Source organism: Lacibacter cauensis (assembly GCF_007830055.1).
GTDB classification, from domain to species: domain Bacteria; phylum Bacteroidota; class Bacteroidia; order Chitinophagales; family Chitinophagaceae; genus Lacibacter; species Lacibacter cauensis.
Window position 1 is genome coordinate 277,484 of the sequence record NZ_VLLE01000004.1, and the last position, 14,958, is coordinate 292,441.

13 protein-coding genes are annotated in these 14,958 nt (G+C 42.7%); 3 read left to right on the forward strand and 10 right to left on the reverse strand.

Going from position 1 to position 14,958, the window contains the following annotated elements:
• Positions 1–42 precede the first annotated feature (42 nt).
• Entirely contained in the window at positions 43–753 is a 711-nt protein-coding gene (locus IQ13_RS11320) for a LytR/AlgR family response regulator transcription factor (RefSeq protein WP_144886488.1), read from the reverse strand.
• The gene (locus IQ13_RS11325) at positions 725–1,864 is read right to left on the reverse strand and encodes a sensor histidine kinase (protein ID WP_158637377.1); all 1,140 of its coding nucleotides are present in this window, start codon (positions 1,862–1,864) and stop codon (positions 725–727) included. Before IQ13_RS11325 ends, IQ13_RS11320 begins: the two co-directional genes overlap by 29 nt.
• Before the next feature lie 401 nt (positions 1,865–2,265).
• Between IQ13_RS11325 and IQ13_RS11330 the strand changes: the two genes are divergently transcribed.
• Entirely contained in the window at positions 2,266–3,633 is a 1,368-nt protein-coding gene (locus IQ13_RS11330; RefSeq protein WP_144886490.1) for a vanadium-dependent haloperoxidase, read from the forward strand.
• 98 nt (positions 3,634–3,731) lie between these two features.
• Here the strand turns inward: IQ13_RS11330 and atpA are convergent, their stop codons facing one another.
• From atpA to atpB, 5 genes are all read right to left on the reverse strand, one after another.
• Positions 3,732–5,312 carry a F0F1 ATP synthase subunit alpha gene (gene atpA / locus IQ13_RS11335; RefSeq protein WP_144886491.1) on the reverse strand — a complete coding sequence of 527 codons (1,581 nt, stop codon included), beginning with the start codon at positions 5,310–5,312 and terminating at the stop codon, positions 3,732–3,734.
• Between the two features lie 24 nt (positions 5,313–5,336).
• Entirely contained in the window at positions 5,337–5,900 is a 564-nt protein-coding gene (gene atpH, locus IQ13_RS11340) for an ATP synthase F1 subunit delta (protein ID WP_144886492.1), read from the reverse strand.
• Between the two features lie 76 nt (positions 5,901–5,976).
• Positions 5,977–6,489, reverse strand: a complete 513-nt coding sequence (atpF, locus tag IQ13_RS11345; protein ID WP_144886493.1) for a F0F1 ATP synthase subunit B — start codon at positions 6,487–6,489, stop codon at positions 5,977–5,979.
• A 77-nt stretch (positions 6,490–6,566) separates the two neighbouring features.
• Positions 6,567–6,782, reverse strand: a complete 216-nt coding sequence (gene atpE / locus IQ13_RS11350; RefSeq protein WP_144886494.1) for an ATP synthase F0 subunit C — start codon at positions 6,780–6,782, stop codon at positions 6,567–6,569.
• Between the two features lie 33 nt (positions 6,783–6,815).
• Positions 6,816–7,895, reverse strand: coding sequence for a F0F1 ATP synthase subunit A (atpB, locus tag IQ13_RS11355; RefSeq protein WP_144886495.1), 1,080 nt, complete (start codon positions 7,893–7,895; stop codon positions 6,816–6,818).
• Between the two features lie 455 nt (positions 7,896–8,350).
• On the opposite strand from atpB, the gene IQ13_RS11360 reads away from it, so the two are divergent.
• Positions 8,351–8,653: a hypothetical protein gene (locus IQ13_RS11360; protein WP_144886496.1), complete on the forward strand. Its 303-nt coding sequence runs from the start codon at positions 8,351–8,353 to the stop codon at positions 8,651–8,653.
• A 48-nt stretch (positions 8,654–8,701) separates the two neighbouring features.
• On the opposite strand, the gene IQ13_RS11365 is transcribed toward IQ13_RS11360, so the two are convergent.
• From IQ13_RS11365 to IQ13_RS11375, 3 genes are all read right to left on the reverse strand, one after another.
• Entirely contained in the window at positions 8,702–10,489 is a 1,788-nt protein-coding gene (locus IQ13_RS11365; protein ID WP_144886497.1) for an ABC transporter ATP-binding protein, read from the reverse strand.
• Positions 10,490–10,583: 94 nt separating this feature from the next.
• The gene (locus IQ13_RS11370; RefSeq protein ID WP_144886498.1) at positions 10,584–11,858 is read right to left on the reverse strand and encodes a DUF5690 family protein; all 1,275 of its coding nucleotides are present in this window, start codon (positions 11,856–11,858) and stop codon (positions 10,584–10,586) included.
• A 48-nt stretch (positions 11,859–11,906) separates the two neighbouring features.
• On the reverse strand, positions 11,907–14,099 hold the full coding sequence (locus IQ13_RS11375; protein WP_144886499.1) for a hypothetical protein: 2,193 nt from the start codon (positions 14,097–14,099) through the stop codon (positions 11,907–11,909).
• A gap of 156 nt (positions 14,100–14,255) precedes the next feature.
• Between IQ13_RS11375 and IQ13_RS11380 the strand changes: the two genes are divergently transcribed.
• Complete coding sequence (locus IQ13_RS11380; RefSeq protein ID WP_144886500.1) at positions 14,256–14,942, forward strand: response regulator; 687 nt, start codon at positions 14,256–14,258, stop codon at positions 14,940–14,942.
• Positions 14,943–14,958: the final 16 nt, after the last annotated feature.

Sequence of the window (14,958 nt, forward strand, 5' to 3'; positions counted from 1 at the left end):
CAACTCATCTGCTCTTCTTTTATATAAACAGTTACAAGCATGTTATCTTGCTTGTAACTTTTCGAGTACGGTTTGTTTGTATAGCCGGCCTATGGGAATTTCTTTTTCGGCTAACTGAACAGACAGGCCGTTGTACCCGGCTATTTTACTTAATGAAACAATGTACGAGCGGTGCACCCGCATAAATTTATGTTCCGATAACAAATTCTCCATCGCTGTAATGGATTGCTTCACCAGGAAATGCTTGCCTCCGGCAAGGAAAACCATCACATAATCTTTCCAGCTCTCGATAAACTCAATCTCGTTTACAAAAATCTTCTTCATATCCTTATCCACTTTCAGGTAAACAAAAGCAGCCGGGTTCATTGTTTCGCCGGTTACCGTTGTGGTCTCCTGCCCCGTTAAACGATTCAACTTTGTGATAGCTTTAAAAAAACGTTCGAACGAAACCGGCTTAACAAGGTAATCAACAGCATCCAGCTCAAAACCATCAACTGCATATTCACGATAGGCTGTAACAAATATTACTTTCGGCGGGTGCGCCAGATTGCGTAAAAACTCTGTACCAATGATGCGGGGCATTTTAATATCAAGAAAAATAACATCTACTGTTTTGTGTTTCAATACATCCAATGCCTCAATAGCATTTCTGCATTGCCCAACTATTTCAAGTCCGCTGATGGAGGCAATATAATTGGCTAATACTTTTAATGCAGGTGGCTCATCATCGATAAGCAGGCAACGAAGTTTCATGCTGTATTGATTGAGGGATATACAATTCAGCAGACGGTTGTACTGCCACTTCCATTTCATCCGTTAAAACCAGCATCATTGACACTACAAAAAAACTACCCTCATCGTTAATCTTTAACTCATGTTTTCCGGGATAAATCAACGACAGGCGTTTTTTCACATTATCAATTCCAATACCCTGTTTGCTTTGGGGTACATGCTCGTTTTTGCTGTTCGCAATTTTGCAACGCAGTGTTCCATGCTTTACAGATATATCTACTCCCAGCCACGGTTTTTCCAGTTGTTCCGAAACACCATGCTTAAACGCATTTTCCAAAAAGGGTAACAACAGCAAAGGAGCTATCAGTTTATCTTTTATTTCGCCTTCCACACTCCACGATATTTCAATTTTATTTCCATACCGCTCTCTTTCAAGATCAATGTAGTTTTTCATGATGTCGATTTCTTTTTCAAGACGTACTTCATCCGTTTTACAATCGTACAACATGTAACTGAGCAACGATGATAACTTTAAAATAAGACCGGGCGTCTTAGGTGAGTTATCAAGTGAAAAGGAATAAATATTATTGAGTGTGTTGAATAGAAAATGCGGATGCACCTGCGCCTTCAACAACTGCAACTCGGCTGTTGCTTTTTCCTGTTGAGCACGCACCCAATCTCTTTGTTTAGTCGTCCATAATTTGAAAAACTTGATGATCATCGGGCTTGCTGCAGAAGTAGTCATACACAAGTAGCAGAAAGCAAGTGGTCCTCTCGGCAAAATATTATCTAAGCCCATTGCCTCCTGCGCCGGAATTAATACATAGCCTCTGTACCCCGCATCAATATATAACCCAACAACTCCCCAAAACAAAACAAACAGCAAGAACTGCCACACTCTTCCTTTTAATAAAAGATGCGGAATAGCTCCATACACCAATGGATAACCAAACAAGATAAATGCAGGCACCCACATCACCATATTGATCAGCTGTCGTCCATACGAAAGCGGAACGCCCATCACTACCCAAAATGCAGCCCATATTGAAACATGAAATGTCCAATACAATAAATGCCGCCATAACCGATAGCGGGAAGAGAAAATAAAATCGTTGTAAAGGAAGTCGTTCATTTTTTGCATTACCAAGTTAAACAATTGCCTTGGTTCATAATAGTGCGTTGCCATCAATTAGACAAACAGCAGGTATTTACGACAAACAACCTATTCTTTAGCCAAAAACCATCAGCCTCATCTTTACTGCAGTATTTCTGTGTATGCGTTCGTTTAGCGATTGCAGTTTTTTTTCATGTTGGCCCAACTCTACCTTGTTTGCGTAAAAAACAGTTCTGAAAATAGCCGCATAAACAGGAAGCCGAAGAATTGACTAAAAGGAAAATTGCAGATGCAGCATCTGCCTCTGCAGCATACTTAGGTTTTACAACAATTCCAGGCTTCCTTTTAGCATTACTTACAAAGGATAAACAGTAACTAACCAAAGCACTAACATATACTCATCAACAAAACACTTCATTATGAAAAAGAACTTTGCTTTTCTCTCTGCTTTTGTTTCGCTCGCTTTTCTTTTTATTGGCTGTCAGAAAGAAATTTCTGCTACAAATGATGCATCAGCCTTAGCAATTGCTGCAAAAAACGTGCAGCTCAAGGGTCACCTTCAACAAACCAAAACCTTCTCTTCGGATGTTGCTATTCATTGGATGGATATGCAAGTAAAACAGATGCGGGCTTACCCCGGCATCATTGGTAATGTCGCTTACTCACGCCACTATGCATACAGCGGCATTGCTTTGTACGAAGCAGTTGTTCCGGGCATGCCGGCTTACCAATCCATTGCATCGCAGTTAAACGGATTGAGCGGTTTACCAAAAACAAAACCAGGCCTTGCGTATCATTGGGCGGCAAGTGCCAACGCCGCATTAGCTTTTATGAACAAAAAGCTCTTCCCTAATGCAACTGCAGAAAAAAAAGCAGAAATGGACAACCTTGAAGCAACGCTTCTTGTACACTATTCTGCTGAAGCAGATGCCGCAATCATTGAACGCTCAGTGGCATTTGGCAAAGCGGTTGCAGAAGCTGTATTTAACTGGTCGGAAACAGACGGGTATCAAAATGTAAACAACGCCTACACTTCGCCTGTTGGAAAATCGGGTGGCATTTACTGGACAGCGCCCAACCCAATGCCTGTGCACAGCCTGCCTTACATTGGAAACTTACGTCGCATGGTTGCCACAAGTGGAGAAGATGCCGCACTTCCCCCACCTCCATACGAAGAACTTGCAAGCATGACGCTCGAAGTAATTCATGCAAAACCGGCACCCGGAACAAATGAGTACAACATGGCTTTTTGGTGGAGAGATTTTCCAGGCACCAGTACACCGGGTCATTATGTAAGTATTTTAAAACAGGTTTTACAAAAAGAACAACCGAGTCTTGATGTGGCAGCACTTGCGTATGCATTAGGTGGTATTATTGATGTTGATATCACCATCAGTACATGGCAAGACAAATACAAATACTTGCTTGCACGTCCGTTCAATTATGATGATGTGATCGGTCAACCATTTACTTCTTTGCTGGGAGCTCCTCATCCTGAATATCCTGCAGGACATGCTACTTTATCTGCAGCCAATGCAGAAGCTATGACTGCTATTTTTGGCGATAATCATGCATTCACCGACAGTACATTTTACAATATGGTTCTGCCTGATGGTTCCAAGCTTCAGCCACGTCAGTTCAACTCTTTTCGTGAAGCAGGTGAAGAAGCAGGATGGTCAAGATTATATGGCGGCATTCACTACCGCATCTCCATTGAAAGAGGTTTTTGGCAGGGCAGAAAAGTTGCCAACAACATCATCTCGACTTTGAAATTTTTAAAAGACTAAACTGGCTGTTGCTAACAAACATATTCATTGTAAAACGCTGGTCCATGAAAAGTAAAAGGGAGCCAATAGGCTCCCTTTCAGTTTTATAAAGCGTTTTATTAAGCTTTGTATTGAGGAATTAATGTGTTGGCAAGTTCCACCATTTTCTTAATTCCATCTTCAGGTAAACCACCTTTCTTAAACTCAGCCAGTACTTCCGGTAGTTTGTTTTCCATTTCCAGTAAGAAATGTTCTTCAAATTCTTTCACCTTACGTACAGGAACAGTGTTCAACAAACCGTTTGTACCGAGGTAGATGATTGCAATTTGCTTTTCTACTGTATACGGAGTGTACTGCGGTTGTTTCAGAATTTCCACGTTACGTGCACCTTTATCAATTACCGCTTTAGTAGCAGCATCCATATCACCACCAAACTTAGAGAATGCTTCCAACTCACGGTAAAGAGCCTGGTCAAGTTTCAATGTACCGGCAACTTTCTTCATTGATTTGATCTGTGCGTTACCACCCACACGGCTTACAGAAATACCCACGTTAATCGCCGGACGGATACCTGCGTTGAACAAGTTTGATTCAAGGAAGATCTGACCGTCTGTGATAGAGATTACGTTTGTAGGAATGTATGCAGATACGTCACCAGCCTGAGTTTCGATGATTGGCAATGCAGTTAACGAACCACCACCTTTCACCAAATGCTTGATGCTGTCTGGTACGTCGTTCATGTTCTTCGCTACATTATCATCGTTGATCACTTTCGCAGCACGCTCGAGCAAACGGCTGTGGAGATAGAATACGTCACCAGGATAAGCTTCACGACCAGGAGGACGTTTCAACAGAAGAGATACCTCACGGTAAGCTACCGCCTGTTTTGAAAGATCATCATAAATGATCAATGCAGGACGTCCGGTATCACGGAAGTACTCACCCAATGCAGCACCCGCATAAGGAGCGTAGAACTGCTGAGGAGCAGGATCACTTGCAGAAGCTGCAACGATGGTAGTGTACTTCATAGCACCATTATCTTCCAATGTTTTCATTACACCGGCAATGGTAGAAGCTTTCTGACCGATCGCTACATAAATACAGTATACTGGTTTTCCAGCATCAAAGAATTCTTTCTGGTTAATAATGGTATCGATCGCAATAGCAGTTTTACCTGTCTGGCGGTCGCCGATGATCAACTCACGCTGACCACGACCGATAGGAATCATGGCGTCGATGGCTTTGATACCGGTTTGTAATGGTTCCTTTACCGGCTCACGGAAAATTACACCAGGAGCTTTACGCTCTAAAGGCATTTCGTACAAATCGCCGGTGATTGGACCTTTACCATCGATTGGTTCGCCCAATACGTTGATAACACGGCCGCTCATACCTTCGCCCACTTTAATAGAAGCGATTTGTGAAGTACGACGCACTTTTGAACCTTCTTTGATGTCTTTGCCTTCACCCATCAATACCACACCTACGTTGTCTTCTTCAAGGTTAAGGGCAATGGCACGTACGCCGTTTTCAAATTCAACAAGCTCACCGTAGCGAACGTTGTTCAATCCATAAACACGGGCAATACCGTCGCCCGCCTGTAATACTGTGCCTACTTCTTCCAGGTCAGCACCTATGTTGAAGTTGCTTAACTGCTGGCGAAGTATCGCCGAAATTTCATCTGGTTTAATATCTGCCATGACGCTTTATTTTAAAAAGTTTTATTATCGGATGTTTTGTACGTAAATGTTTTTTTGAAACTGCTTCTGAATATCACGCAGATCACGAGCAATACTTGCATCAATAAGGTTGCCTTTGTATTCGAGCTGGAAACCGCCGATGATACCATCGTTAACTACAGTTTCCAATTCAACATTCTGCAAGGCAGCATCTGCTTTTACTTTGCTGATGATGGCTTGCTTTAACTCTTCACTTGCAGCGGTTGCAGTTGTGAGTTTTACAAGGTGAATGTTTTTGATTTCGTTGTACTGCTCAATTACTGCAGCAGCAATTTCAGGCAGGTTGCTTTCACGTCCTTTCTGAATAAGCAGGTTGATGAATGCAGCCGATAAAGCACATACTTTATCACCCACTACTTCTTTCACAATACTGCTCTTCTTATCGCTTTTAATAACAGGGCTGCGCAACAAATTCGTTAACTCACGGCTTTGTTTGCATGCATCCTTCAGGAACTTCATGTCTGCATGTACAGCATCGAGCTGGTTTTGCTCCTGTGCGAGCACTACCAGTGACTTTGCATAGCGGGTTGCGAGACGGGGATTCTGCATAATTAATATGGTTGAAGCTATAAGGAGAAAGGTGTAAGGTCGTAAACCCTAAACCCTCTGCCTTTTACCTTTTTTCTTAGTTTAACTTAATTTCTTTTGCCAGGTTGTTGATGTATGCTTCCTGATCGCCCTTGTTGGCTAACTCACGACGCAACACCTTTTCACTTACTTCAATTACAAGGTTACCTACCTGGTTCTTCACCTCTGTAATAGCAGCCATCTTCTGTTGTGTAATCGCCAACTGTGCATCAGTAATGATTTTATTGGCTTCTACTTTCGCCTGCTCTTTCGCTTCGTTGATGATCTTATCTTTTGTTTCACGGGCTTCTTTCAGCAACTGTGCTCTTTCTTCACGGGCTTTCGCCAGTAACACTTCGTTTTCGTTTTTCAGCTGCGCCATTTCAGATTTTACTTTTTCGGCCATTGCCAGCGATTCATCAATAGAATCTTCCCTTTCACGAATTGATTTCATGATCGGTTTCCAGGCGAATTTGCTCAGAACAAATAATACAATTGAAAATGCCAATGTGCTCCATACAACAAGCCCGATATCGGGTAACACCAGCGGATTTACTTCGAGAAAAAACATATTGTGAAACGATTTAGTCAATTTAAAAATTTACAGGTCTCTCGCCCTGTGCTCAAGACCTGTAATGAATTTTGCAATTACTGAGGATTGTTACCCAGCAGAGCAACCACCACCGCAAACAGCGCTACCGCTTCTACGAACGCAGCAGCAACGATCATGTTTGCACGGATGTCGTTAGCAGCTTCTGGCTGACGAGCGATACCCTCAACAGCACCTTTACCAATTTGACCGATACCGATACCAGCACCGATAGCCGCTAAACCTGCACCAATTGCAGCAATACTTCCTACCATAGTTTGTATTTTAATTGTTACAAAAAACGTTGATTAATGATGCGCTTCGTGATGATGTTCTTCTGTAGCCATACCAATGTACAAAGCACTGAGCATGGTAAAGATGAACGCCTGTAAAAACGCTACCAGCAGTTCAATAACGTTAATAAATACCGCAAAAGGAACAGCCATTGCCGATGCCCAAACAGATTTAAAAATGAATATTAAACAGATTAAGCTGAGTACAAGAATGTGGCCCGCTGTGATGTTTGCAAACAAACGAATCATCAGTGAAATGGGCTTGGTAAATACGCCGAGTAATTCAATGGGCATCAGGAAGATTTTCATTGGAACCGGTACGCCGGGCATCCAGAAAATGTGCTTCCAGTAATCTTTGTTGCCTTTAAAGTTCACCAGAACAAACGTAAACAACGCCAATGTCATGGTAAACGCAATGTTACCGCTGAGGTTGGCACCGAAGGGGAAGAAAGGAATCAGTCCCATCATGTTGTTGATCCAGATAAAGAAAAACACCGTTAACAGGAAAGGCATGTACTTCGCATAGTGCTTGCCAATGTTTGGCTTTGCTACTTCGTCACGCACAAACAGAATCAATGGTTCAAGAAAACTCTGTAAACCTTTAGGGGCTGTTTTAACACCACGCTTTTTGTACGATGCGGCCACACTTAAGAAGATAACGAGGATCAATGTTACGCTGAGGAACATGGAAGCTACGTTCTTGGTAATGGAGAAATCCCAAACTTTAGCAGTTGCCTCTTCATTGATTGCGCCAGCCTCATCTACCACTTTAATCTTTCCTTCGAAGGTTTTGTAAGCGTAGTTGCCGTTGTAAACTGCAGGTTCGTGGTGTTCATCTACCAGGTTGGTTGATGAAAATACTTCCAACCCTTTATCAGAATAAAGAATAACAGGTAAAGGAATAGAGGTGTGGCCCCACAGGTGCCAGCTATGATCGTCACGGATATGTTCCAGGATAACCTTGGTAACATCTACGTTGGCCTCTTTGCCTTCCTCGCCATGGCCGGGTTCGCCCGCCACAACCGAAGTTGCCGTTAAAAGAAAAAATCCGCTGAAAACCGCTACCAGTAAGGATTTGAAGCTCATAAGACGCATAGCCTATCTAAAATTTGGCGCAAAGATAAGGAGTGGCGGGTGAAATTGGGGGTTCTGGTGAAAGGAATACAGAAAAAAGTTATTCAGGCTGGTCGAGGCCCATTTTGATGCGTTCAGCCTTGATTTTTTCGAGTTCCGGAATATCCAGCCTGTCTTTTGGACGAGAGACTGTTTTTTTGTTTGCTAACAATTGGTTGAGCTGTAAAAAAGGGCCCAAGATTCCATATCAGCGTCCTTTGATGTCCGAATATGTCTTTGGCTGTCCAAGACATAAGGAACTGCCATTGCAAATGAATTCGGTACCAATTGAGCGATGGTCTAAAATGGCTGGCATCCGTTTTTAACTCGCTTATCGGCCGAAAATTCCTGTTCAGTACATTTCGGTTGTTCCCTGCTCAGCAGGCATCTAGTTTTACCCTGTTCTTTCATTCATCATTCAAAAAAAATCAACGATCATGAAACAGCTCCTGCTTGCAATTCTTGTATTTCTAACCGTCAGCTCCTGTACACAAGTAAACGATCTAGTGCCTTCTACCGACGACTCTCTTTCAGCAAAAGGCGCCACAATTTCTGCAGCGAGTGTGCCTGCAACGGTAATGAATGCTTTTACAACAAAATACCCGACTGCCGGCGGCGAAATTGAGTGGCAAAAGGAAGATGGGAATACCTATAAGGTAAAATTTTGGTTGGGTGCAGAACGCTGGCAGGCTATTTTCTCCAGCACAGGCAGCTTCCTCTCAGAAAAAAGATTGAAATAAAGCACCCTTGCTCATAAGCGTTCAACCGCCGGTTCTCCGGCGGTTATTTTATACAATTGCTTTTGAGAACTGCATTTCGTGCAGTTTGGCGTAGTACCCGCCCATTTTCAACAACTCTTCATGCGTACCCATTTCTTTTATTTCACCTTTATCGAGTACGATAATTTTATCGGCCTTGCGGATGGTTGAAAGACGGTGGGCAATAACAATGGAAGTGCGTCCTTCAATAAGTTTATCAATCGCATGCTGGATCATCTGTTCGGTTTCGGTATCTACAGCCGAAGTGGCTTCATCCAAAATCAAAACAGAAGGATTGAACAAGATCGCCCTGATGAAACTGAGCAACTGCCGTTGCCCCTGGCTCATGGTCGCACCACGTTCCATTACATTAAAATCGTAATTGCCGGGCAAGCGCATAATAAAATCGTGCAGACCAATGAGCTTTGCGGCTTCCACTACTTTTTCTCTGCTGATGTTTTCGTTACGGAGCGTTACATTTTCGGTAATGGTTCCGGCAAACAAAAACACATCCTGCAACACCACGCCAATTTTGCTCCGCAAAGCATCCAGATCGTAAGTTTCAATTTCAACATCATCGAGCTGAATACTTCCTTTCTGTATATGGTAAAGTCTGTTTAATAAACTGATGATGGATGTTTTGCCACTGCCCGTATGCCCAACAATAGCAACCGTTTCGCCGGGGTTTACGTTGAAGGAAATATCTTTCAATACCCAGTTCTCATCGTTATACGCAAACCAAACGTTATCGAAGCTGAGTTTACCGGGTACGGCTCCAGCCGGTTTAAACGCATCGGGAGCAGAAGGCGCAATTTCATCGGTATTATCCAGCACTTTAAATACCCGATCGCTTGCCACCATGCCCATTTGCAGCACGTTAAACTTATCGGCAATAAAACGCAGCGGACGAAACAACATGTTCAATAGAATAATAAACGCCATGATCTCTCCCGCCATTTTCGCCGCTTGTGCACTGTCGGCCGATACTGCCTGTCTTGCGCCAAACCACACCAACAGTCCCAACGAAACTGCAAGAATAATCTCTACCACAGGAAAGAATACTGAGTATGCAAAGATGGCTTTGATGTTAGCGTTGCGGTGTTCTGTATTGATCTTATTAAACTTTTTAAACTCCTTTTGTTCTACGGCAAAGGCCTGCACCACCTGCATACCCTGAATATGTTCCTGCACAAATGCATTTAATGCAGCAATGGCATTACGCACACGATGAAAACTTTTGTTTACACTTTCTTTAAAATAAAAGGTTGCCAGTATTAAAAACGGGAAAGGAATTAAACAAACCAATGTTAACTGCCAGTTGATGTAAAACATGGTGAACAACACGGCAATGATGGTGAGGAAGTCGGCGAGGATAGGAATAAACCCTTCTGCAAAAATATCGCTGATGGTTTCAATATCGTTGATGCTGCGGGTTGTGAGTGTACCAATGGGTGTTTTATCGAACTGACGCAGGTTAAGGCCGATGATCTTTTTAAACACGTTCACCCGCAGATCACGCACCACTGTTTGCCCGAGCCATGCCGTATAGTACGAAAAGAAAAAACGCAGAACAGTTTCAATAACAATGAGCGCAACCTGGAACAACGTGATACGTATAACCATCTCTGCCATGTTGTGCTGGATATAATCGTTCACCGTTTTATTAATGAGCCATGGCCTCACCGGACCCATCACAGCCAGAACAAGTGCTAAAACAATAGAGGCGTTTAAGCGGCTTCTGTAAGGCGAGGCGTAGCGAATAACTCTTCCCAGCAATTTAAAATCGAATAACTTCTTTTTCCCTGCGTTCTGTTCCAATCCCTAAAAAATTTACGGGCAAAGTTAAACGGTTTCAATCCGTACCAAACAATGCAAAATAAAAACAGCTGCTAAAAAGGATGAATGGCAGACCTCAACGGCCTTTGTACTTGTTTGTGAAATAGCTGAAAGAAAAGTAACTGGCCGCAATGCCAATAACGGCAAACACAATGACCAATAAGGAATAAAACGAAACCCAGTTGAGTTGCAGTTTGAATAACTCTTTCGACAGCATTACCGAAATACTGCCGAGGTAGCCCCAGGCATCGGCCAGGTAAATTAAAAAGCCCACATTACCTGCAATGCTGAATGTTGCCAGCAAGCGTTCAAAAAACACACTGTTGAATAATACATAAGCAATGTATAAACCAAGCCCGGTAAACTGCATCCACAAAGCACCATCGAGCATGTTAAAATGAAACAGCAGCGAAGCTACTCCTGCCAGCAAAAAGCCCAGCATCAACAACCAATGAATAATGCGAAAGGCTTTCATATTCTTTCGTACAAACACTAAGGTGCCGATCAATGCCAGCACCGCAAGCGATGTAATGGTTTCTGTTTTTGCAAACACAGCAGCATTTTTTGCATAGCCCAGTTCGTTCCACATATTGGCCATGTAATTATCACGCAGGTCTCGCATAATGGTTAACAACAGATAGATGATTACAAAAGCAACAACTCCCCATTTGTATTTTTGTACAAACAAACGTCGTTCTTCGCTGTTCATAGGTTTGCGAACAGTGCGTTCGTTTTCATCGTCTGCATCGGGTGGTGCCGCTTTTTCCAACAGTACATAAAACACAAACAATGGAATTGCAAAAACAGTTGCAGTTGCAAATGGCATCCAGTATTCACTCATATTCCAATCAAGCAGCAGCCATTTACCCACGCTCCTGCTGAAACCTCCCGCAAAAATGAAACTCACCGCCAACACCACACCAATAAAATCGGTTGCTCTTCTTCCTTCAACATAACTAAATACCACGCCCCACATAAAGCCGAGTGTAAACCCATTCAGCAAAAAACACAACATACCAAACGGTGCAGGTACAACCGCAAACAGCAACAGGCTTATCCAGGCAGTACCAACCATCAACAAACTTGTTCGCCAGCGGCCACGCCGTTGCAATTCCGAAATAAAACGGATGCCGTATAACTTGCTGAGCATATAACCGATTACCTGGCTGATGATGAGCAATGTTTGATACGAGACTCCCCAAAACTGCAAGCCGTTAAATGTGGCAACTGTAAATGGTTTGCGGAAGGCAAAAATGGAAGCGTAGGTGCAAAAAACAACAACAGCTAAGTAAACTGCTGTTGCAATCTGCTTAGCTGAAAAAGTTGCTGTAGTATGTTGTTGCTTATTCAATGCAACTGGAAGATAACGGAATTTCCCGGGTGAACCACGAGACTCCGGTTACATCTCTCCTGTTGCTTTGCGATAAGCTTTAATAAAAATAGCGCCGAGGTTTTTGTGCGGTGGCACATAATCTTTCAACAGCTCACTTGCACGGCCATCGCTTTTAACCGAATTGGCAATCTGTTGCCACAACGGAATCCATTCAATGTTTCTTCCGTTACGGATGTCTTCATTCAGTGCACGAAGAATTGGTTCGTTCACCGAATAACTACCCACCTGCTTGGTAGAAATGATGTGTGCATCTTCGTTTACGTTGAGGATCTTCGCCAGGTTTTGATAACCACCGCAAGAGCCCAACATAACGATGCGTGATGAAGGCAGCATTTGTTGCAACGTATATTTCAAGTGATAGCTGTGTCCACGATGTACCACAAACGAAGGATTGATATTGTTTTTATTGAGGTATTCAATCAGATGTGCCTGTGCCTGAGCATCTAAATCCTGTTTGTAATCGAGCGGCAGGTTGGCATAGATTGTATAAGGCTTTCCTTTGGTGGATGTAATGGTGACCCATTCTTTACCGGTAACCACTTTCCATTCGGGTTTACCATTGAACATGCCCATGAAGTTGCGGAAAGAAGTTACACCATCCTCATCGCCATAAAAGAATACATGTTGTACAACACGGCCACTATCATCGGTAATGCTGTTGTAATCTACTTTGTACACAGGAGGAATGCCAAGTAATGCAGACAAGTTCATGGATGTATCGGCAGCCGATTTAAACAAGGTGAGCAGAATATTATAGATCACCTCTCCCCTTCTGTCTTTTACCTGCAAACTCTTTTCATAGTTTTCTTTCACCTGAAGTTTTAAGAAATTCTGCAGATCAACATTGGTAATGCTGCCATAACTGTCGGCCACATCCACCGCATCTTCTAACGATGATGTTTTTTGCAACCCCTGTACAAATGCATACATCAGTTGGTTGCTTCTGATCTCGGGCATCGACTTCAGAAAGTCATCGAGTCTGTTATAGTTCGCTGCCATTTTGATAAACTTTTTAAACTTATCAAAATGCACCGACATCAGTAACGAATCGCTTCTGCGGCCGGGGAAACGGGTCATCATACGATCGTACAGTTTTGTGTATGTACTCGTATAAATTACTTCTTCGGTTGTAACAAGCAGGTAATAAATTTCTTCCGATGTTAAGGGATCACTTACACGCATACGCACCGCATCAGGTGAATCATGCAGATCGTTCATCACATTCACAAACACATCGGTTGCTTTACGTTCCAGCATTTGAAACAACACAGGTGCAAGCACGGGTGTATCGCCTTGTGAAATACGATTATAATATTTGATCTGTGTTTTTACAATGAGCTTGTAATACGCCAGTTCATTTTCCACCACTGCTTTTATATCATCAATTGCAAGCTGGTTATTCAGCAACTCATCAAGGAACGGCAGGTACAAGGTGCCATTCATGATACTGCTGAGCTTTGCAATGGTTTGTACTTTTGGATTCTTATTTCGGCGGATAACCTGTGCAGCCGGTGTTTTAATGGCCTGCGCATACGTATACACTTCCAAAGGAATTTTATCAGCAGCTACTTCAATTAAACTATCTGCAAATGGCTGATCGGCAAATGCGGCAATGCCTGATAAAATATTTGAAGGATTGGTTTGTACCTTTTTCAAAAAGGCCATGTTTTTGATCTGCTGCGCTTCCTTTAATTGCGTAAAAATGCCCGAAAGAATTTCTGTTCCCTGGTAAGGCAGTTTTTCAAACACTGATAATACTGACTGACCACTTCCCTGTCGTTTCATCACTTCTTCATAGCTCGTAAACAACAAAGGAATCATCGGAGGAATTTCTTTTTCTTTTGCACGACCTGCAATTGCTTGCAACAGTTCACGCAACGAACGCAGCTGACCGATCTTGAAATTATTATCGCCCTCCCCTTTTTCAATGCGGATCTGCATTTCATCCACTTCACGCAAAATCACATCGGTAATTTGTATGTTCAGATCTTCATTGCTTGTCAGCTTCAGAAAATTATCAACCTTACCATCTACCTTGTCGGTACGCTTTTGTTCTTTGTCAATATTCTCGTGCCATATCACACGGCTCATCGGAATCTCCACCTTCGAAGTATCGAACGTAATACGGTTTTGGGTCTGTGCCATCAGCACAACCGTACCGTAAATCTGAAACAGAATTAAAAGGGCGTATTTTCTCATTGTATGCAAAATTAACCTCAAAATCTTAAACCTATTCAAGCACAGTTTATGCCAAGACGGAGATTTGTGCGAATAATCACATAAAACTCGTTAACAATTATATAATATTACCTTAGCTGATGCATGGATGGAGCCTTCTAAATTTGCAGCACAGTCATGGAGCCCAAAGGAAAAAAAATTCTCATTGCCGACGACGAACCGGATATTCTTGAAATACTGGAGTATAACCTTACCGTAGAAGGTTTTACTGTTATCAAGGCAAAAGATGGCGATGAAGCACTTCATTTAGCCAAGCAACAACAACCCGATTTAATTATTCTGGATGTAATGATGCCCCGTAAAACGGGCATGGAAGTTTGCCAGATCTTACGTTCGCAGCCCGATTTCGCCAATACACTCATCATCATACTTACTGCATTAAACGATGAAGCCAGTCACCTGAAAGGTTTCGAAATGGGTGCAGATGATTATGTAAGCAAACCCATCAGCCCCAAGGTGCTCATCAGCCGTGTAAATGCATTATTGCGCCGCAGTTTCCGCAGCGATGATTCCATTATCAAGATTGGCGATCTGCAGATTGATAAAGAACAGTTTTTGGTGAAGTATCACGGACAGGACATTATTCTTGCCAAAAAAGAATTTGAGCTGTTGGCCTTATTGGCCTCGAAGCCGGGCCGTGTGTTTCTGCGCCACGAAATTTTAAACCAGGTGTGGGGTGCCGATGTAATTGTGGGCGACCGTACCATTGATGTACACATCCGCAAAATCCGCCAGAAACTCAACATCGATTGTATTACCACTGTTAAAGGTGTGGGTTATAAATTTGAACTTGGCACAACTTAAGTAATGTACATTTGTT

What these genes read in the sequence shown, in the direction of transcription:
- IQ13_RS11320 (WP_144886488.1), bottom strand. Translation starts at nt 753, where the DNA reads ATGAAACTTCGTTGCCTGCTTATCGATGATGAGCCACCTGCATTAAAA.
- IQ13_RS11325 (WP_158637377.1), bottom strand. Translation starts at nt 1,864, where the DNA reads ATGAACGACTTCCTTTACAACGATTTTATTTTCTCTTCCCGCTATCGG.
- IQ13_RS11330 (WP_144886490.1), top strand. Translation starts at nt 2,266, where the DNA reads ATGAAAAAGAACTTTGCTTTTCTCTCTGCTTTTGTTTCGCTCGCTTTT.
- atpA (WP_144886491.1), bottom strand. Translation starts at nt 5,312, where the DNA reads ATGGCAGATATTAAACCAGATGAAATTTCGGCGATACTTCGCCAGCAG.
- atpH (WP_144886492.1), bottom strand. Translation starts at nt 5,900, where the DNA reads ATGCAGAATCCCCGTCTCGCAACCCGCTATGCAAAGTCACTGGTAGTG.
- atpF (WP_144886493.1), bottom strand. Translation starts at nt 6,489, where the DNA reads ATGTTTTTTCTCGAAGTAAATCCGCTGGTGTTACCCGATATCGGGCTT.
- atpE (WP_144886494.1), bottom strand. Translation starts at nt 6,782, where the DNA reads ATGGTAGGAAGTATTGCTGCAATTGGTGCAGGTTTAGCGGCTATCGGT.
- atpB (WP_144886495.1), bottom strand. Translation starts at nt 7,895, where the DNA reads ATGCGTCTTATGAGCTTCAAATCCTTACTGGTAGCGGTTTTCAGCGGA.
- IQ13_RS11360 (WP_144886496.1), top strand. Translation starts at nt 8,351, where the DNA reads ATGAAACAGCTCCTGCTTGCAATTCTTGTATTTCTAACCGTCAGCTCC.
- IQ13_RS11375 (WP_144886499.1), bottom strand. Translation starts at nt 14,099, where the DNA reads ATGAGAAAATACGCCCTTTTAATTCTGTTTCAGATTTACGGTACGGTT.
- IQ13_RS11380 (WP_144886500.1), top strand. Translation starts at nt 14,256, where the DNA reads ATGGAGCCCAAAGGAAAAAAAATTCTCATTGCCGACGACGAACCGGAT.